This window comes from Oryzisolibacter propanilivorax (genome assembly GCF_900103645.1).
GTDB lineage: Bacteria > Pseudomonadota > Gammaproteobacteria > Burkholderiales > Burkholderiaceae_C > Melaminivora > Melaminivora propanilivorax.
The window spans coordinates 1-19002 of sequence record NZ_FNHP01000006.1 but is presented as its reverse complement, the minus strand read 5'-3'; the positions used below and the strand labels follow the sequence as shown (position 1 = coordinate 19002).

Below are 19002 nucleotides of genomic sequence, written 5' to 3'. Positions count from 1 at the left end.
GCTGCACTCCCTGTCTTCCTTCCGCCATAGCTGCCCATGAATCTGGTGGATGCCAAACGGGTTCTTGAAACCGCCCTGATCTGCGCCGCGCAGCCGCTGTCGGTGCGTGAACTGCGCACGCTGTTCGACGATGCGCTGGGCGCCGATACCGTCAAGACACTGTTGCTGCAGCTGCAGCAGGAGTGGGCCGGGCGCGGTGTGGAGCTGGTGGCGGTGGCAAGCGGCTGGCGTTTCCAGAGCCGCCCCGAGATGCGCCCGTACCTGGACCGGCTGCACCCGGAGAAGCCGCCGCGCTACACCCGTGCGGCACTGGAGACGCTGGCCATCATTGCCTATCGCCAGCCGGTCACCCGCGGTGACATCGAGGACATTCGCGGCGTCACCGTGAACAGCCTGATCATCAAGCAGCTGGAGGACCGGGGCTGGGTCGAAGTCATCGGCCACCGCGAAACGCTGGGCCGTCCGGCATTGCTGGCCACCACGCGCCAGTTCCTGGACGATCTGGGGCTGCACTCCCTGGACCAGCTGCCAGAGTTGGCCGCTGCCGGCAGTGATGCGGTGTTGCAGACCCTGTCGGCACTGGAGGAAACCGCGCTGCCGGGCAGTGGACTGGAAGAGATGGTGCTGGCGGGCGCAGCCGATGGTGAGCCTGGCGGCGAGCCGCCGCAAGCGATCCCGGCCGCCACCGCGGCCGACAATGGCGCCGCCGATGACGGCAGCGCCTGGAAAGACGAGATATGAACCAATCCGACAAGCGTCCACGCAAGAAATCGCCCACCGGCCAGAACCGCACGCCCGGCAAGCCGCGGACGCGCCCCCCCCTGGCAACCGCCAGCGAGAACGTGGAGGTGTTTCCGGCGCAAGAGCCGGTACTGGCGCCAGCCGATTCACTGCCCGATGAGGCAGCCAGCGGCTATCGCTTCGCCGACGTGGTCTCCGGCCAACTGGACCAGGACGAGGCAGATGCCCAAGCTTTCAGCCCGAAACGCGTGCTGCAGCCGCACGCCGAGAGCCCCAAGCTGCACAAGGTGCTGGCGCAGGCCGGTGTGGGTTCGCGCCTGGAGATGGAGCAGTTGATCCTGGAAGGCCGCATCTCGGTAAACAACGAGCCGGCGCACGTCGGCCAACGTGTGCAGTACGGCGATCAGATCAAGGTCAATGGCAAGCCCATCCGCTGGCGCATCGCCCCGCCGCCGGCGCGCGTCATTGCCTACCACAAGCCGGTGGGCGAGGTGGTCACGCACGACGATCCGCAAAACCGTCCCACCGTGTTCCGCAAGCTGCCGCGCCTGGCGCATGGCAAGTGGCAATCGGTCGGCCGGCTGGATCTGAATACCGAAGGCCTGCTGCTGTTCACCAGCTCGGGCGAACTGGCCAACCGGCTGATGCACCCGCGCTTCGGGCTGGAGCGCGAATACGCCGTGCGCGTGCTCGGCGCCCTGAGCGATGACGAGCGCCAGCGCCTGCTGGACGGCGTGCAGCTGGACGACGGCACTGCCACTTTCGGTTCGGTGGAGGAGGGCGGCGGTGAGGGGGCCAACTGCTGGTACCGCGTGACAATCTCCGAGGGGCGCAACCGGGAAGTGCGGCGCATGTTCGAGGCCGTAGGTCACGCCGTCAGTCGGCTGATCCGCATCCGCTATGGGGCCATGATGCTGCCGCGCGGGCTGAAGCGTGGCGCCTGGATGGAGCTGGACGAGCGTGACATCCGCTCGCTGATGCGCGCCGTGGGCACCACGCCCGAAGAGCTGACCCCGGGGCCACGCCAGGAAGCGCCGGGCGGCAGCCGCAACAGTCGGGCGCCGGATCGTTCGCGCGGCGCTGCCTCCGGGCCGCGCGGCGCGACGCCCCGCACGGAGGACAAGCCCAGGCCGCCGCGCCAGCCCGATCCCATGAAGACCTCGGTCGGCTACATCGGCGCGGACAGCCTGGCGCGTCAGCGCCAGCAGCAAAAACAGCGCAGTCGGGGTGGGCAGCCGCGCCGCGGCGGGCGCTGACCCCGCGGGCCAAAGTTAAAATCCGCGGTTTTGCCTTTGCGGCAAAAAATCGTAGCAACGTCCCAACAATCTAGGAAAAGTCTCCATGGCTATCGAACGTACTCTGTCCATCATCAAGCCCGACGCCGTCGCCAAGAACGTCATCGGCCAGATCTATGCCCGCTTCGAGGCCGCCGGCCTGAAGATCGCCGCCGCGCGCATGGTGCATCTGTCGCGCGCCGAAGCCGAGCAGTTCTACGGCGTGCACAAGGAGCGCCCCTTCTTCAAGGACCTGGTGGACTTCATGATCTCCGGCCCGGTGATGGTGCAGGCGCTGGAAGGCGAGGACGCCATCCTGAAGAACCGTGAGCTGATGGGTGCCACCGACCCGAAGAAGGCCGCCCCCGGCACCATCCGCGCCGACTTCGCCGACAGCATCGACGCCAACGCCGTGCACGGCTCCGACGCCGCCGAGACCGCCCAGGTCGAGATCGCGTTCTTCTTCCCCGGCCTGAACATCTACGCACGCTGATGCGGCCCGCCACGGAGGGGGCGCTGCGCGCTCCTGTCCGTGGCCCGCAGAGTGCGAACCCACGGACAGCGCCATGACCACCAATCTTCTGGACCTGGACCTCGGCGGCATCGCCGCCTTCTGCGGCCAGCTGGGCGAGAAGCGCTTCCGTGCCACGCAGCTGTTCCGCTGGATCCACCAGCGCGGCGTGGCCGACTTCGACCAGATGACCGATCTGGCCAAGTCGCTGCGCGAGAAACTCAAGGGCTGCGCGCATGTGTCGGCCCTGCCGGTTGCCACCGAGCAGGCCTCGGCCGACGGCACCATCAAGTGGCTGTTCGACGTGGGTGGCGGCAACGCGGTTGAGACCGTGTTCATCCCCGAGGACGATCGCGGCACGCTGTGCATCTCCTCTCAGGCCGGCTGCGCGGTGGGCTGCCGCTTCTGCTCCACTGGTCACCAAGGCTTCAGCCGCAATCTGACCACGGGCGAGATCGTCGCCCAGCTGTGGTTCGCCGAACACCAACTGCGCCAGCGGCGCGGCAGCGACGAGCGTGTCATCTCCAATGTGGTGATGATGGGTATGGGCGAGCCGCTGCAGAACTATGCGGCCCTGGTGCCGGCGCTGCGCACCATGCTCGATGACCACGCCTACGGCCTGTCGCGCCGGCGCGTGACGGTTTCCACCTCGGGAGTCGTGCCGATGATGGACCGGCTGGCGCAGGACTGCCCGGTGGCGCTGGCCGTGTCGCTGCATGCGCCCAGCGATGCGCTGCGCGACAACCTGGTGCCGCTGAACCGCAAGTACCCGCTGCAGGAACTGCTGGCAGCCTGCCGGCGCTACCTGGACTACGCTCCGCGCGACTTCATCACCTTCGAATACTGCATGCTCGACGGCGTGAACGACCAGCCCGAGCAGGCGCGCGAGCTCGTCGCCCTGGTGGGCGGTAGCGCGGCCGAGCGCGTGCCGTGCAAGTTCAACCTGATTCCGTTCAACCCGTTCCCCGCATCCGGCCTGCTGCGTTCGCCGAATGCGGCCGTGACAGCCTTCGCCAGGGCCTTGAGCGACGCCGGCATCGTCACCACCGTGCGCAAGACGCGCGGCGACGACATCGACGCCGCCTGCGGCCAACTCGCCGGCGACGTGCGTGACCGCACCCGCGTGGGCGAGCGCATGGCGCGGCTGCGCACCATCCCCATCGTCCCGCAGCCGTGATGGCAGGGCGCGGGATCAGCTGCGGGGTGTTCCATGCTCGCGTGCCTTCCTCGCATGTCGGGAAGGCGCAGCCCCTTTTTTCCGCGCTCTACGAGGAGGACAAGCTGTTGATCACGGTGAGCAAACAGGCTGCGCGCTGGCGCGGCATGGCCTGGGCCGGCCTGGTGGCGGGGGCGGTCCTGCTGGGCGGATGTTCGCAGCTGGGTGTCCATACCGATCCCGAGGCCAGTGCCTCTGCTTCCGCGCAGGAGGAAAACAGCGAAGCGCGCCGGCGTGCGCGCATCCGCCTGGAGCTGGCAGCCAGTTATTTGCAACGTGGCCAGCCCCGGGTGGCGCTGGAAGAAGTGCGCCAGGCACTGGCCGCCGATCCGAACTACGCCGATGCCTACCACCTGCGTGGCCTGGCCTACATGGCCCTGGGCGAGCAGGCGCTGGCCGAGCAGAGCCTGCGCCGGGCGCAAGGCATGAAGCCTGCCGACGCCGACATCCTGCACAACCTGGGCTGGCTGCAGTGCCAGCGCGGCCAGTACCCGGAGGCCGACCAGCTGTTCGACAGCGCGCTGGCAAGGCCCGGCTACGCAGCGCGCGCCAAGACGCTGATGTCGCAGGGGCTGTGCCAGCAAAAGGCAGGCCGCCTGCAGGAGGCCGAGCAGACCCTGCTGCGCTCCCATGAGATGGATGCCGCCAACCCGGTGACTGGCTATCACCTGGCCGAGCTGATGTTTGCCCGCGGCGACGCGCAGCGCGCGCAGTTCTACATCCGCCGCGTGAACAACGGCGAGTTCGGCAACGCCGAGTCGCTGTGGCTGGGCATCCGCATCGAGCGCGCGCTCGGCGACGCCGTGGCGATGCGCCAGCTGGCCGAACAGCTGCGCAAGCGCTTCCCCGATGCGCGCCAGACCCAGGCTTTGGACAGGAGGGCCTTCGATGAATGATTCCAGCCTGGCGATGCAGCCGCAGGGCGATGCCGCCGACCAGCAGCCGCACGCGGCCGGCCCCACCGCCGGCCAGCTGCTGCGCGGGATGCGCGAGGACGCCGGCGTGCATATCGCCGCCCTGGCGATGACCTTGAAAGTGGCGGTGGAGCGCCTGGAGGCGCTGGAGGCCGACGACTACGGCGCCTTCAGCGACAAGGTCTTCATGCGTGCCCTGGCGGCTGGTGCCTGCCGGGCGCTCAAGCGCGACCCGGCGCCGGTGCTGGCGCTGCTGCCGGGCGCCGGCCCGGCAGCATTGCGCATGGACTCGGGCATCAACGCCACGTTCCGCGACCGATCGCCGCGCGGCAGCTTCAGCGGCGGCAACGAGTCGCCGCGTTCGCGGTTGCTGGTGGCGGCGGTGGCGGTGCTGCTGATCGGTGCACTGGGCATTGCGCTGTGGCCGGCGGATTTCAGCCTCGCCAGCCTGTGGCCCGGGCGGGATGCGCCGCAAACCGCGCAGCCGGCGGATGCGGCCACGGTAGCCGAGCCGGTTGCCAGTGCCGTGGAGGCTGCGCCGCCCGCCGGCAGCGAGGGGCCGGCCGCTGCTTCCGCTGCTGCCACTGCAACGGTTATCGAGCCGGTGGTGTCAGCGCCCGCGGCAGCCCCCGCCCCGGCCACGCCTGCACCCGTGCCCGCGGCTGGCGAAGCGCCCGCGCCGACGCCGGCCCCGGCCCCGGCGGAGACGGCGGTTACCACTGCGGCGCCCGCCGCGGTGCTGGAACTGCGCGCCACCGCGCCTTCGTGGGTGCAGGTGCGCAGCGGCGGCGCGGTGGTATTGCAAAAGATCTTGGCGGCCGGCGAAACCACCCCGGTGCCGGGTTCGCCGCCGTGGTCGGTGGTGATTGGCAAGGCCGATGTGACCCAGGTCGTGGTGCGCGGCCAGCGTTTCGACCTGGCGCCGGTCACGCGCGAGAATGTGGCGCGCTTCGAGGTGAAATGACGTGAATTCGAACCAACAGATGCCGTGCGCCGAAATGCCCATCGCCCTGGCCGGTCCGCCGCCGCGGCGCACGCGCCAGGCGCGTGTGCGCTGGGGCAGCCGCGTGGTCACCGTCGGCGACGATGCGCCGGTGCGCATCCAGTCCATGACCAACACCGACACGGTGGACGCCATCGGCACCGCCATCCAGGTCAAGGAGCTGGCGCAGGCCGGCTCGGAGATGGTGCGCATCACGGTCAACACGCCCGAGGCGGCGCAGGCCGTGCCGCATGTGCGCGAGCAGCTCGACCGCATGGGCATCGACGTGCCGCTGGTGGGCGACTTCCACTACAACGGCCACCGCCTGCTGACCGAATACCCCGACTGCGCGCAGGCGCTGTCCAAGTACCGCATCAACCCCGGCAACGTCGGCAAGGGCGACAAGCGCGACCGCCAGTTCGGGATGATGATCGAGGCCGCCGCGCGCTGGGACAAGGCCGTGCGCATCGGTGTGAACTGGGGCAGCCTGGACCAGGAGCTGCTGGCCACGCTGATGGACGCCAACAGCCGCCGCGCCCAGCCGTGGGACGCGCGCCAGGTCATGTACGAGGCGCTGATCACCTCGGCCATCGACTCGGCGAAGCTGGCCGAAAGCATGGGCCTGGCGGGCGAACAGATCATCCTGTCGTGCAAGGTCAGCGGCGTGCAGGACCTGATTGCCGTGTACCGCGAACTGGCGCGCCGCTGCGACTACGCGCTGCACCTGGGCCTGACCGAGGCCGGCATGGGCACCAAGGGTACGGTGGCCTCCAGCGCGGCGCTGGCCATCCTGCTGCAGGAGGGCATCGGCGACACCATCCGCGTCTCGCTCACGCCGCAGCCGGGCGAGGCGCGCACCCAGGAAGTGGTGGTCGCCTCCGAGATCCTGCAGGCGCTGGGCCTGCGCGTGTTCGTCCCCAGCGTCACCGCCTGCCCGGGATGCGGTCGCACCACCAGCACCACGTTTCAGGAGCTGGCCAAGCAGATCGACGACTACCTGCGCGCGCAGATGCCGCTGTGGCGTGCGCGCTACCCCGGCGTGGAAGGCATGAAGGTGGCTGTGATGGGCTGCATCGTCAACGGCCCGGGCGAGAGCAAGCACGCCGACATCGGCATCAGCCTGCCCGGCACCGGCGAGGCGCCGGCCGCGCCGGTATTCATCGACGGGGAAAAGGCCATGACGCTGCGCGGCGAGCGCATCGCCGAGGAATTTCAGGTCATCGTCGACAACTACGTCGCGCGCCGCTATGGCAGTGCCACCGCCTGATGCTATAAAAAATATAGCTGCAAACCCTGGTGTTTAAAGGGCTGAAGGCCGATTTCATTCAAATCTCAAGAATTACAAGCAAGATGCAGAAGCTGGTCGCCATCAAGGGCATGAACGACATCCTGCCGCCGGAGTCGGCGCGCTGGGAGTGGCTGGAAGAGAAGGTGCGCGCGCTGATGGCGCGCCACGCCTACCGCAACATCCGCACGCCCATCGTCGAGCCCACGCCACTGTTCGTGCGTGGCCTGGGCGAGGTCACCGACATCGTCGAAAAGGAGATGTACTCCTTCGAGGACCGGCTCAATGGCGAGCAGCTTACCTTGCGTCCCGAATCGACCGCCGGCGTGGTGCGCGCGGTGGTCGAGCATTCCATGCTGTACGACGGCGGCAAGCGGCTGTACTACCTGGGTCCGATGTTCCGCCACGAGCGGCCGCAGCGCGGGCGTTACCGCCAGTTCCACCAGATCGGCGCTGAGGCGCTGGGCTTTCCTGGCGCGCAGCTGGATGCCGAGCTGATCCTGCTGGCGCACGCGCTGTGGCAGGAGTTAGGTCTGCAGGACGTGCGCCTGGAGCTCAACAGCCTGGGCCAGCCTGAGGAGCGCCGCGCGCACCGCGCCGCGCTGATCCAGTACCTGGAGCAGCACCAGGAGCAACTGGACGAGGACGCACGCCGGCGCCTGTACAGCAACCCGCTGCGCATTCTGGACACGAAAAACCCGGCCATGCAGGTACTGGTCGAGGGCGCGCCGCGCCTGATGGACTTCCTGGGCAAGGAGTCGCTGGCGCACTTCGAGACGGTCAAGGCCATCCTGGACGAGAGCGGCGTCGCCTGGCGCCTGAACCCGCGCCTGGTGCGCGGCATGGACTATTACAACCTGACGGTGTTCGAGTTCGTCACCGACCGGCTGGGGTCGCAGGGCACCATCTGCGGCGGGGGCCGCTACGACTACCTCATCGAGCAGATCGGCGGCAAGAGCGCGCCGGCCGTGGGCTGGGCGCTGGGCGTCGAGCGGGTGCTGGAACTGCTCAAGGACCAGGGCGTGCCGGTGCCCGAGCTGGTGGCCGACGCCTACGCCATCGTGCCCGACGCCGCCGCACTGCCCCAGGTCATGGCGCAGGTGCAGCGCCTGCGCGCGCTGGGCGTGTCGGTGCAGGTGCACGCCGCCACCGGCGAGGGCATGGGCAGCATGAAGTCGCAGTTCAAGAAGGCCGACGCCAGCGGCGCACGTTTCGCCCTGGTGTTCGGTGCCGACGAGCTGGCGCGTGGCGTCGTCACCGTCAAGCCGCTGCGCGAGGCGGGCGAGCAGGTCGAGCGTCCGCTGGCCGCCCTGGCCGACTGGGCCGCCACCCTACAATCTTCGCGCTGATACTCCCCTCTACAACGATCACTGCACATGGCCAAAAATTTCGACCTGCAGGAGCAGGAACAGCTGGAAGAGCTGAAGCACTTCTGGAAAACCTGGGGCAACCTCATCACCTGGACGCTGATCGTGATCCTGGGCGCCTTTGCCGCCTGGAACGGCTGGCGCCTGTGGCAAAGCCGCCAGGCGCAACAGGCCACGGCGCTGGCCGAGGCGGTGGACGCCGCCGTGCAGGCCGGCGACACCGCGCGCGTGCAGCAGGCCTTCGGCGACCTGAAGGACAGCTACGGCGGCACCGTGCAGGCGGCGCAGGCCGGCCTGCTGGCCGCCAAGTCGCTGGTCGACGCCGGCAAGGCCGAAGAAGCCAAACCCATCCTGGCCTGGATCGCCGACAAGGGAGAGGACGACGGCCTGCGCGCACTGGCGCGCCTGCGTCTGGCCGGCCTGCTGATCGAGCAAAAAGCCTATGACGAGGCGCTGGCGCAGGTCTCGGCCGCCATGCCGGGCGAGTTTGCCGCGCTGGCCGCCGACCGCAAGGGCGACGTGCTGCAACTGCAGGACAAGAAGCCCCAGGCCATCGACGAGTACCGCCGTGCCTGGGGCACGCTGGACGAGCGCGCCGACTACCGCCGCTTGGTCGAGGCCAAGCTGAATGCGCTTGGGGTGCAACCCGAGAAGGTGGCGTCGGCCGGCAATGCCAGCGGGGGTGCGCAATGAGGATGACCACCCGCATGCTGCGCCCGACCGCGCTTCTGGCCACCGTCCTGGCCCTGGCGGGCTGCGCCCAGCTCAGCTCGCTGAACAACATGCTGCCCTGGAGCGGCCCGTCGCGACCCAAGCCGGCCGAACTGGGCCCAAATGTGCCCGTGCTGGGCGTGCGCCAGGCCTGGAACAGCCAGATCGGCGATATCCAGGGCCTGTCGCTGGACGTGCGCGTGCTGGGTTCCACGGTGCTGCTGGCCTCGGGCGCGGGCGATGTCGCAGCGATCGACGCGCGCACCGGCGGCGACGTCTGGCGCACGCGCCTGGGCGTGCCGCTGGCCTCCGGCGTGGGCAGCGATGGCCGCTGGACGGCGGTGACCAGCAAGAACAACCAGCTGATCGCACTGGAAGCCGGCCGCGAGGTCTGGCGCAAGCCGCTGCCCGCACAAGCCTACACGGCGCCGCTGGTGGCGGGCGGGCGCATCTTCGTGCTGGCGGGCGACCGCTCGCTGTCGGCCTTCGACGCGGCCACCGGCTACCAGCTGTGGCGCCAGCAGCGTCCGGGCGAGCCGCTGGTGCTGCGCCAGGGTGGCGTGCTGATGGCTGTGGGTGACACCCTGGTCGCCGGCCTGTCGGGACGGCTGGTCGGCTTCAACCCGGACACCGGCAGCGTGCGCTGGGAGGCGCCGCTGGCCAGCCCGCGCGGCACCAACGACGTCGAACGCCTGGTGGAAATCGTCGGGCGCACCAGCCGGGTGGGCGACAGCGTCTGCGCGCGCGCCTTCCAGGCCAGCGTGGGCTGCATCGACGCGGCGCGCGGCACCGTCGCCTGGACCCAGCCAGCCAGCGGCGGCGAGGGCATCGACGGCGACGAGGACATGCTCTTCGGCACCGAAGGCAACGGCCGTGTGCTGGCCTGGAAACGCGCCGACGGCGCGCGCGCCTGGTCCACCGACCGCCTGCAGTGGCGCCGCCTCACGGCTCCGCTGCTGCTCGGGCGCTCGGTGGTTGTCGGCGACGACGCCGGCCTGGTGCACCTGCTGTCGCGTGAGGACGGCGCGCCGCTGAACCGCATGTCCACCGACGGCTCGGGCATCGCCGCCGCGCCGGTGGTGGCTGCCGACACCCTGGTGGTGGTCACGCGCAAGGGCGCCATCCATGGTTTCCGCCCAGACTGATGGCGCGGCCACCTTTACTGAATTGATCGACAAAGGACAGGGATGAAACCCGTCATCGCCCTGGTGGGGCGGCCCAACGTGGGCAAATCCACCCTGTTCAACCGCATGACCCGCTCGCGCGACGCTATCGTCGCCGACTTTGCGGGCCTGACGCGCGACCGCCACTATGGCAACGGGCGTCAGGGCAAGCGCGAGTTCATCGTCATCGACACCGGCGGCTTCGAGCCCGACGCAGGCAGCGGCATCTTTCGCGAGATGGCGCGCCAAACGCAGCAGGCAGTGGCCGAGGCCGACGTGGTGGTGTTCGTGGTGGACGTGCGCGCCGGTGTGTCCGCGCAGGACCACGACATCGCCAACTACCTGCGCCGCCTGGGCAAGCCGTGCGTGCTGGCCGGCAACAAGGCCGAGGGCATGCAGGGCGGTGTGCAGCTGGCCGAGTTCTACGAGCTGGGCCTGGGCGAGGTGCTGCCGGTTTCCGCTGCGCATGGGCAGGGCGTGCGCGGGTTGATCGAGCAGGCGCTGGAGCCGCTGTCTGAGCCATTGGACGAGGACGCAGCAGGGGAAGAAGGCGACGAAGTCATCCGTCTGGCTGTGGCTGGTCGGCCCAACGTCGGCAAGTCCACGCTGATCAACGCCTGGCTGGGCGAGGAGCGCCTGGTCGCGTTCGACCTGCCGGGCACGACGCGCGACGCGATATCGGTGCCGCTGGAGCGCGGCGGGCAGAAGTTCGAGCTGATCGACACCGCCGGCCTGCGCCGCAAGGGCCGGGTTTTCGAGGCCATCGAGAAATTTTCGGTGGTCAAGACGCTGCAGGCCATCGAGTCGGCGCACGTGGTGCTGCTGCTGCTGGACGCGACGCAGGGTGTGACCGACCAAGACGCGCACATCGCCGGATACATCCTGGAGAGCGGCCGTGCAGTAGTGGTCGCGGTGAACAAGTGGGATGCGGTGGACAGCTATGCGCGCGAGCAGCTGGAGCGCTCGATAGAGACGCGCCTGTCATTCCTCAAGTTCGCCTCGCTGCATTTCATCTCGGCGCGCAAGCGCCAGGGGCTGGCGCCGGTCTGGTCTTCCCTGACCCAGGCCTATCGCGCCGCCACGCGCAAGATGCCGACGCCGGTGCTGACCCGTGTGCTGCTGGAGGCGGTGCAGTTCCAGGCGCCCAAGCGCTCTGGCAGTTTCCGGCCCAAGCTGCGCTACGCGCACCAAGGCGGCATGAACCCGCCCATCATCGTCGTGCATGGCAATTCGCTGGAGCATGTGACCGATGCCTACAAGCGCTTTCTGGAAGGGCGTTTCCGCAAGGAATTCGACCTGGTGGGCACGCCGCTGCGCATTGAGATGAAGACCCAGGCCAATCCGTTCAACGACAAGTCCGGCGGCTGAGCCGGGATTGAACGGGGCTCCGGCCGCCTGTGGTAAGGTGCCGAATCACAACAACATCCGAACACGGAGAATATCGTGAGCAACAAAGGTCAGCTTTTGCAAGATCCCTTCCTGAACGCGCTGCGCCGCGAGCATGTGCCGGTCTCGATCTACCTGGTCAATGGCATCAAGCTGCAGGGACAGATCGAGTCGTTCGATCAGTACGTCGTGCTGCTGCGCAACACGGTGACGCAGATGGTCTACAAGCACGCCATCTCCACCATCGTGCCGGGACGTGCGGTCAATTTCTCCACGGCCGAGTCTTCGGAACAGCCAAGCAGCGCCGATTCGCGCTGATTTCATGCCCTTCGGCGCACTCCTGCGCCACTTCTTTCCCAGCGCCGGGCCATCCCGGCGCCTGCGGTCTTGACCACTCCTGAATTCCCCTTTGACGGCCCGCCCACGCCGGTCCTGCTGGTCGGCGTGGACTTTGGTCTACCGCATTTCGACGGCGAACTCGAAGAGCTGGGCCTGCTGGCACAGACCGCCGGCCTCGAACCCGTGGCCCGCCTCGCCTGCAAGCGCAAGGTACCGGATGCGGCGTTGTTCGTGGGCAGCGGCAAGGCGGACGAGATCCGCATGCTGGCGCAGATGCATGGTGCGCAGGAGGTGCTGTTCGACCAGGCCTTGAGCCCGGCGCAGCAGCGCAACCTTGAGCGCCACCTCGGCCTGCCGGTGAACGACCGCACTCTGCTGATTCTGGAGATCTTCGCGCAGCGCGCTCGTAGTCACGAGGGTAAGTTGCAGGTGGAGCTGGCCCGCCTGCAGTACCTGTCCACCCGGCTGGTGCGCCGCTGGTCGCACCTGGAACGCCAGCGTGGTGGCATCGGTGCGCGCGGTGGTCCGGGCGAGCGCCAGATCGAGCTGGACCGGCGCATGATTGACGACGCCATCAAGCGCACACGTGAGCGCCTGGTCAAGGTCAAGCGCCAGCGTGGCACGCAGCGGCGCCAGCGCGAGCGGCACGAGACGTTCAACATCTCCATCGTGGGCTACACCAATGCCGGCAAGTCCACGCTGTTCAACGCCCTGGTCAAGGCGCGCGCGTACGCCGCCAACCAACTGTTCGCCACGCTGGACACCACCACGCGCCAGCTCTACCTGGGCGAGGGCGTCGGGTCGGTATCACTGTCCGACACGGTGGGCTTCATCCGTGACCTGCCGCACGGTCTGGTGGATGCCTTCGAGGCCACCCTGCAGGAGGCGGTGGATGCCGACCTGCTGCTGCATGTGGTGGACGGCTCCAATCCCGGCTTTCCCGAGCAGATCGCGCAGGTGCAGAAAGTGCTGCACGAGATCGGCGCCGCCGACATCGCCCAGCTGCTGGTATTCAACAAGCTGGATGCGCTGGCCGACGAGGCCCGCCCGTTGGCGCTGAGCGACGAGTATGAGATCGACGGCCGCGCCGTGCCGCGTCTGTTCGTGAGCGCCCGGGGAGGCACTGGCATGGCGGCTTTGCGCGAGCAGTTGGCGGCCATGGTGCGCGCCGCACGCGAGCCGATGTCCCCTGGCCCGGCGCCCGAATTGCCGGATGGCGCAGGCTGATTGGGCACAATGCCGGCAACCCGTTTCGACACTCCAAGAAGCAAGAGAATCCAAGCGCATGCACCTTCCTAACCGCTCCTGGCGCCAGGCCCTGCTGCCGGCGCGCATCCGGGGGATGTTCAATCTCAATGATCCGCGCTGGGGCCGGGGCGAGGATGGCGACGGCGCTTCGCGTCCGGAGCCGGAGCAGCGTCCCGGCAATGAGCCGCCACGCGGTGGGCGCGGCAGCCAGGCCGGCCAGCCGCCGGATCTCGATGAGCTCTGGCGTGACCTGAATCGCAAGCTCGGTGGCCTGTTCGGTGGCCGCGGCGGCAATGGCGGGCGCGGTCCTGCCTCCGGTGGCGGGGGCGGCTTTCAGCCTGACATGAAGAATGCCGGGGTGGGCCTGGGCCTGATCGCCGGCATCGCCGTGCTGATCTGGCTGGGTACCGGTTTCTTCATCGTGCAGGAGGGCCAGCAGGCCGTCATCACGCAGTTCGGCAAGTACAAGAGCACGGTCAACGCCGGCTTCAACTGGCGCCTGCCGTACCCGATCCAGCGCCACGAACTGGTGTTCGTCACGCAGATCCGCTCGGTGGATGTGGGTCGCGACAGCGTGATCAAGAGCACCGGCCTGCGCGAATCGGCGATGCTGACCGAGGACGAGAACATCGTCGAGATCAAGTTTGCCGTGCAGTACCGCCTGAACGATGCGCGCGCTTGGCTGTTCGAGAGCCGCAACCCGGGCGACGCAGTGGTGCAGGCAGCCGAGACGGCGGTGCGCGAGGTGGTCGGCAAGATGCGCATGGACAGCGCCCTGGCCGAGGAGCGCGACCAGATCGCCCCGCGCGTGCGCAACCTGATGCAGTCCATCCTGGATCGCTACAACGTTGGCGTCGAGGTCGTGGGCATCAATCTGCAGCAGGGCGGCGTGCGCCCGCCGGAGCAGGTGCAGGCCGCCTTCGACGACGTTCTCAAGGCCGGCCAGGAGCGCGAGCGCGCCAAGAACGAGGCGCAGGCCTATGCCAACGACGTGATCCCCCGTGCCGTGGGTACCGCGTCGCGCCTGGGCGAGGAGGCTGCGGCGTACAAGGCGCGCATCGTCGCCCAAGCCCAGGGTGATGCACAGCGCTTCGCTTCGATTCTGGCGGAATACCAGAAGGCGCCGCAGGTGACGCGCGACCGCATGTACCTGGAAACCATGCAGCAGATTTATGGCAACGTCACCAAGGTATTGGTGGATTCGCGCCAGGGATCCAACCTGCTGTATCTGCCCCTGGACAAGATTATGCAGAGCGTGGCGCAGACGCCACCAGCAGCGCTGGAGGCACCGCCTGCGAGCGCTGTGCCGCCTTCGTCCGTGTCGCCATCAACCGGCACGCTGCCCGGCGATGCGCGCACCCGCGATGCCCGCTCGCGCGAGCGCGAGTCCCGATAGGAGAGTTGTCGCGTGAACAGAATCGGATTCATTGCCACCAGCGTGCTGGTGTTGCTGGCGCTGCTCAGTTCCATGCTGTTCGTGGTGGATCAGCGCCAGTTCGGCGTGGTCTATGCCCTGGGCCAGATCAAGGAAGTCATCACCGAACCGGGGCTGAATTTCAAGCTGCCGCCGCCGTTCCAGAACGTGCGCTACATCGACAAGCGCCTGCTGACGCTGGACAGCTCGGACACCGAGTCCATGCTGACAGCCGAGAAGCAGCGTGTGGTCATCGACTGGTACGTGCGCTGGCGCATCAGCGACCCGCAGGAGTACATCCGCAACGTTGGTCTGGACGAGAATGCCGGTGCATTGCAGCTCAACCGCGTGGTGCGCAATGCCTTCCAGGAGGAGGTCAACCGCCGAACGGTGCGCGAGCTGATCTCCACCAAGCGCGACGCGCTGATGTCGGACGTCAAGCGCGAGGTGCTGGAGGCCGTCCGCGGTGCCAAGCCCTGGGGCGTGGATGTGGTGGACGTGCGCATCACGCGTGTGGACTATGTCGAGGCCATCACCGAGTCGGTCTACCGCCGCATGGAGGCCGAGCGCAAGCGCGTGGCCAACGAGCTGCGCTCCACCGGCGCAGCCGAGGGCGAGAAGATCCGTGCCGATGCCGACCGCCAGCGCGAGATCACCATCGCCAACGCCTACCGCGACGCCCAGAAGGTCAAGGGCGAGGGCGATGCCGAAGCTGCGCGCACCTACGGCGAGGCCTTTGGCCGGGACCCGCAGTTCGCCCAGTTCTATCGCAGCCTGGAGGCCTACAAGTCGAGCTTCAACAAGAAGACCGACGTGATGGTCGTGGATCCTTCGTCGACCGAGTTCTTCAAGGCGTTGCGCAGCTCGGGACCGGCTGCGCCGGGCACTGGCCGTTGAGCCATGGGCGATATCGGCAGCGTCTGGGCTGCGCTCGGACTGCTGTTGATTCTGGAGGGGCTGCTGCCCTTTCTGTCGCCAAGTGGCTGGCGGCGCATGTTCACCCAGCTGTTGCAGCTGCGTGATGGCCAGATCCGGTTCTGTGCGCTGCTGAGCATCATGTGCGGCGGCGCCCTGCTGGCGCTGCTCTGACGCGCGGGCAGGCCGTCAGGCCCCGGTGCGTCCAGCCGATAGAATCCTCTTTTTAACAGCCTGCCCATTTCCATGTCTGCCTGGCTCCTGCCGGATCACATCGCCGATGTCTTGCCCTCAGAGGCGCGGCACATCGAAGAACTGCGTCGCGGCCTGCTCGACGCTGCCAGCAGCTACGGTTACGAGCTGGTCATGCCGCCGCTGCTGGAACATCTGGATTCGCTGCTCAGCGGCGCTGGCGAGGCGCTCGACCTGCAGACCTTCAAGCTGGTCGATCAGCTGTCGGGGCGCTCCATGGGCTTGCGCGCCGACACCACCCAGCAGGTGGCGCGCATCGATGCCCACCTGCTCAACCGCCGCGGTGTGACCCGTCTGTGCTATTGCGGGCCCGTCCTGCATACCCGGCCAGACCGTCCCCACGCCACGCGCGAGCCACTGCAATTCGGCGCGGAGATCTATGGCCATGCCGGCATGGAAGCCGATATCGAGGCGCTGCTGCTCGCCCTGCAATGCCTGCGCGTGGCGCAGTTGCCGCAATGCAGCGTCGATCTGGCAGATGTGCGCATCGTGCGGAGTCTGCTGGCTGGGGTGCCGGTGGAGCTGGCCCGCCTGAACCTGGTGCACGCGGCGCTGGCGGCCAAGGATGCCAGCGAGCTGGCCCGCTTGACATGCGACTTTCCAGCTGCAGCGCGCGAAGGGCTCCTGGCCCTGCTGCAGCTGTATGGCGGTATTGAGGTGCTGGATGAGGCCGAAAAAGTGCTCAAGCCCTCGTCAAGCCTGCGTCAGGCGCTATCAGAATTGCGTGCCATTGCGTCGCATGTGCAGGGCGTGCCAGTCACCTTTGATCTGGCAGATTTGCGTGGCTACGCTTACTACAGCGGAGTGCGGTTCGCCATCTACGTGCTTGGCGTCAGTGATGCGCTGGTGCGGGGCGGTCGTTATGACGAGGTGGGTTCTGCCTTTGGCCGCAACCGGCCCGCGGCAGGTTTCAGCCTGGACGTGAAGCAACTGGTCGGCGTGGTGGCACCACGGCCGTTGCGCGCTGCGATTCGCGCGCCCTGGACGGGCGAGGCCGGCATGGCCGAGGCGGTTGCCGCGCTGCGTGCTCAGGGCGAGACGGTCGTGTGCATGCTGCCGGGTCATGGCAGCGAGGTCGATGAGTTCCGCTGCGACCGGCAGCTTGTCCAACAGGATGATCGGTGGCAGGTTCAGCCGCTTTGATTTGGTTTTTTCAGTAATGGATCGGGTTTGACATGCAGGCAAGCAAAGGTCGCAACGTCGTGGTCGTCGGCACCCAGTGGGGCGACGAGGGCAAGGGCAAGCTGGTGGACTGGCTCACTGAAAGCGCCCAGGCGGTGGTGCGCTTCCAGGGGGGGCACAACGCCGGCCACACGCTGGTCATCAATGGCGTGAAGACAGCCTTGCATCTGATTCCCAGCGGCATCATGCGGCCGGGGGTGAAATGCTATATCGGCAACGGTGTGGTGCTTTCCGCCGCCAAGCTGTTCGAGGAAATCGCGGGCCTGGAAAAGGCCGGCGTGGAAGTCCGCTCGCGCCTGCGGGTGAGCGAAGCCTGTCCGCTGATCCTGCCTTTCCACGTGGCGCTGGATGTGGCCCGTGAAGCCGCCCGCGAGGAGGGCGGCGCGGAGAAGATCGGCACCACCGGCCGTGGCATTGGCCCTGCCTACGAGGACAAGATCGCGCGGCGTGCGCTGCGCGTCCAGGACCTCAAGCATCCCGAGCGCTTCGCCGCCAAGCTGCGCGAACTGCTGGCTCTGCACAACCATGTGCTTTCGACGTTTCTGGGGTCTGCGGGCTTTCAATTCGGTGATGCGCTCAAGCCTTACATCCACGACGGCCAGGTGCAGTTCGAACCGGTATACGAGGAGGCCATGCGCCACGCCGAGATGCTGCGCCCGATGATGGCTGACGTTTCGCGCGAATTGAATGAGGCGCATGCCGCCGGCGCCAACCTGTTATTCGAGGGCGCCCAGGGCACGCTGCTGGACGTGGACCACGGCACCTATCCCTATGTCACGTCAAGCAACTGCGTGGCCGGCAATGCTGCAGCTGGCTCTGGCGTGGGTCCATCACTGCTGCACTATGTACTCGGGATCACCAAGGCGTATTGCACACGGGTCGGTGGCGGACCGTTTCCCACCGAGCTGGATTGGGAGACGCCGGGTACGCCGGGCTACCACATGAGCACCGTAGGTGCGGAGCGTGGCGTGACAACCGGGCGTAGCCGCCGTTGCGGCTGGTTTGACGCCGCTCTGCTCAAGCGCAGCGCCCAGGTGAACGGCTTGTCAGGACTGTGTATTACCAAGCTGGATGTGCTGGACGGCCTTGACGAGCTGTCGCTGTGCGTCGGTTACGAGCTCGATGGCGAGCGGATCGACCTGCTGCCCATGGGTGCCGAAGAGATCGCCCGCTGCACTCCCATCTATGAGCAGGTTCCCGGCTGGACTGAAACCACCGTCGGGGTCACGGACTACGCCAACCTTCCCGCCAACGCACGCCGCTACCTGGAGCGCATCGAGCAGGTGACGGGTGTGCCGATTGCGATGATTTCCACCAGCCCGGACCGCGACCACACCATCCTGATGCGCAACCCGTATGTTGCCGACTGATCTTTCCTGCAACAAAACCTCCGGATGTCGGCGACCAGCAATGGCATCCAGTTATTATTTTTGGAGCTAATGATGCTGACTGAAGACGGCAAGCACCTGTATGTGAGCTATGACGAATACCACAGCCTGATCGAGAAGCTGGCACTGAAGGTGCACCAGTCGGAATGGGAATTCGACACCATCCTGTGTCTGGCGCGTGGTGGACTACGCCCCGGTGACATCATGAGCCGGATCTTCGACAAACCCCTGGCGATCATGTCCACCAGTTCCTACCGTGCGGAAGCAGGGACCGTGCAAGGGCACCTGGACATTGCCCGCTTCATCACCACGCCCAAAGGCGAAATTGCAGGGCGTGTGCTGCTGGTCGACGATCTGGCGGACTCGGGACACACCCTCAACGCGGTGATCCAGATGCTGAAGACCAACTACGCTCCCATCACCGAGCTGCGCAGCGCCGTCATCTGGACGAAGGGCTTCTCGACTTTCACGCCCGATTACTCCGTGGAATTCCTCCCGACCAATCCGTGGATCCATCAGCCCTTCGAGGGCTACGATCAGCTCACGCCGGAAAAGCTGCTGGAAAAATGGAAGCTGTGACCTGGTTTTAAAATTTTCGATTAAATCGCGCGCAGCCCCCAATTTCCCAGCTATACTAGCGGGCTTGCTGCATCACACAGTCTTTGGGGCTGGACGGTGCAGCAAGCGGGAAGTGAAGTGGATTGAATTAAATAC

General features: G+C 67.3%; 19 protein-coding genes. All 19 read left to right on the top strand.

Annotated elements, in window-relative coordinates:
- Nucleotides 1-36: 36 nt before the first annotated feature.
- The 19 genes from scpB (at nucleotide 37) to BLQ61_RS10745 (ending at nucleotide 18867) form a co-directional block, all read left to right on the top strand.
- Nucleotides 37-741: an SMC-Scp complex subunit ScpB gene (gene scpB, locus BLQ61_RS10835; protein WP_091569947.1), complete on the top strand. Its 705-nt coding sequence runs from the start codon at nucleotides 37-39 to the stop codon at nucleotides 739-741.
- Complete coding sequence (locus tag BLQ61_RS10830; RefSeq protein ID WP_091569944.1) at nucleotides 738-1997, top strand: pseudouridine synthase; 1260 nt, start codon at nucleotides 738-740, stop codon at nucleotides 1995-1997. The genes scpB and BLQ61_RS10830 overlap by 4 nt, the downstream gene beginning before the upstream one ends.
- Nucleotides 1998-2082: 85 nt before the next feature.
- Nucleotides 2083-2508 carry a nucleoside-diphosphate kinase gene (gene ndk, locus BLQ61_RS10825; RefSeq protein WP_091569942.1) on the top strand — a complete coding sequence of 142 codons (426 nt, stop codon included), beginning with the start codon at nucleotides 2083-2085 and terminating at the stop codon, nucleotides 2506-2508.
- A gap of 73 nt (nucleotides 2509-2581) precedes the next feature.
- Nucleotides 2582-3703, top strand: a complete 1122-nt coding sequence (gene rlmN / locus BLQ61_RS10820; RefSeq protein ID WP_091569939.1) for a dual-specificity RNA methyltransferase RlmN — start codon at nucleotides 2582-2584, stop codon at nucleotides 3701-3703.
- 146 nt (nucleotides 3704-3849) lie between these two features.
- Nucleotides 3850-4638, top strand: coding sequence for a type IV pilus biogenesis/stability protein PilW (gene pilW, locus BLQ61_RS10815; protein ID WP_091570530.1), 789 nt, complete (start codon nucleotides 3850-3852; stop codon nucleotides 4636-4638).
- Nucleotides 4631-5620, top strand: a complete 990-nt coding sequence (locus BLQ61_RS10810) for a helix-turn-helix domain-containing protein (RefSeq protein ID WP_245703986.1) — start codon at nucleotides 4631-4633, stop codon at nucleotides 5618-5620. Before pilW ends, BLQ61_RS10810 begins: the two co-directional genes overlap by 8 nt.
- 19 nt (nucleotides 5621-5639) lie before the next feature.
- Nucleotides 5640-6905, top strand: coding sequence for a flavodoxin-dependent (E)-4-hydroxy-3-methylbut-2-enyl-diphosphate synthase (ispG, locus tag BLQ61_RS10805; protein WP_091570524.1), 1266 nt, complete (start codon nucleotides 5640-5642; stop codon nucleotides 6903-6905).
- Nucleotides 6906-6988: 83 nt separating this feature from the next.
- On the top strand, nucleotides 6989-8272 hold the full coding sequence (hisS, locus tag BLQ61_RS10800) for a histidine--tRNA ligase (RefSeq protein WP_091569936.1): 1284 nt from the start codon (nucleotides 6989-6991) through the stop codon (nucleotides 8270-8272).
- Nucleotides 8273-8299: 27 nt separating this feature from the next.
- Complete coding sequence (locus tag BLQ61_RS10795) at nucleotides 8300-8983, top strand: YfgM family protein (RefSeq protein WP_091569933.1); 684 nt, start codon at nucleotides 8300-8302, stop codon at nucleotides 8981-8983.
- Between the two features lie 14 nt (nucleotides 8984-8997).
- Nucleotides 8998-10146 carry an outer membrane protein assembly factor BamB gene (gene bamB, locus BLQ61_RS10790; protein WP_091570522.1) on the top strand — a complete coding sequence of 383 codons (1149 nt, stop codon included), beginning with the start codon at nucleotides 8998-9000 and terminating at the stop codon, nucleotides 10144-10146.
- A gap of 42 nt (nucleotides 10147-10188) precedes the next feature.
- Nucleotides 10189-11532 (top strand): ribosome biogenesis GTPase Der, encoded by a 1344-nt coding sequence (der, locus tag BLQ61_RS10785; protein ID WP_091569931.1) that lies wholly within the window; start codon nucleotides 10189-10191, stop codon nucleotides 11530-11532.
- A 75-nt stretch (nucleotides 11533-11607) separates the two neighbouring features.
- Nucleotides 11608-11868: an RNA chaperone Hfq gene (gene hfq, locus BLQ61_RS10780; RefSeq protein ID WP_091569929.1), complete on the top strand. Its 261-nt coding sequence runs from the start codon at nucleotides 11608-11610 to the stop codon at nucleotides 11866-11868.
- A gap of 69 nt (nucleotides 11869-11937) precedes the next feature.
- Nucleotides 11938-13116: a GTPase HflX gene (gene hflX / locus BLQ61_RS10775; protein ID WP_091569926.1), complete on the top strand. Its 1179-nt coding sequence runs from the start codon at nucleotides 11938-11940 to the stop codon at nucleotides 13114-13116.
- 58 nt (nucleotides 13117-13174) lie between these two features.
- Nucleotides 13175-14533, top strand: coding sequence for an FtsH protease activity modulator HflK (hflK, locus tag BLQ61_RS10770; protein ID WP_091569923.1), 1359 nt, complete (start codon nucleotides 13175-13177; stop codon nucleotides 14531-14533).
- Nucleotides 14534-14545: 12 nt separating this feature from the next.
- Entirely contained in the window at nucleotides 14546-15448 is a 903-nt protein-coding gene (gene hflC / locus BLQ61_RS10765) for a protease modulator HflC (protein WP_091569920.1), read from the top strand.
- Between the two features lie 3 nt (nucleotides 15449-15451).
- Nucleotides 15452-15640, top strand: coding sequence for a DUF2065 domain-containing protein (locus BLQ61_RS10760; protein WP_091569917.1), 189 nt, complete (start codon nucleotides 15452-15454; stop codon nucleotides 15638-15640).
- Between the two features lie 72 nt (nucleotides 15641-15712).
- Nucleotides 15713-16861 (top strand): ATP phosphoribosyltransferase regulatory subunit, encoded by a 1149-nt coding sequence (locus tag BLQ61_RS10755; RefSeq protein ID WP_091569915.1) that lies wholly within the window; start codon nucleotides 15713-15715, stop codon nucleotides 16859-16861.
- Between the two features lie 32 nt (nucleotides 16862-16893).
- The gene (locus BLQ61_RS10750; protein ID WP_091569912.1) at nucleotides 16894-18270 is read left to right on the top strand and encodes an adenylosuccinate synthase; all 1377 of its coding nucleotides are present in this window, start codon (nucleotides 16894-16896) and stop codon (nucleotides 18268-18270) included.
- A gap of 72 nt (nucleotides 18271-18342) precedes the next feature.
- Nucleotides 18343-18867 (top strand): phosphoribosyltransferase, encoded by a 525-nt coding sequence (locus BLQ61_RS10745; protein WP_091570519.1) that lies wholly within the window; start codon nucleotides 18343-18345, stop codon nucleotides 18865-18867.
- Nucleotides 18868-19002: the final 135 nt, after the last annotated feature.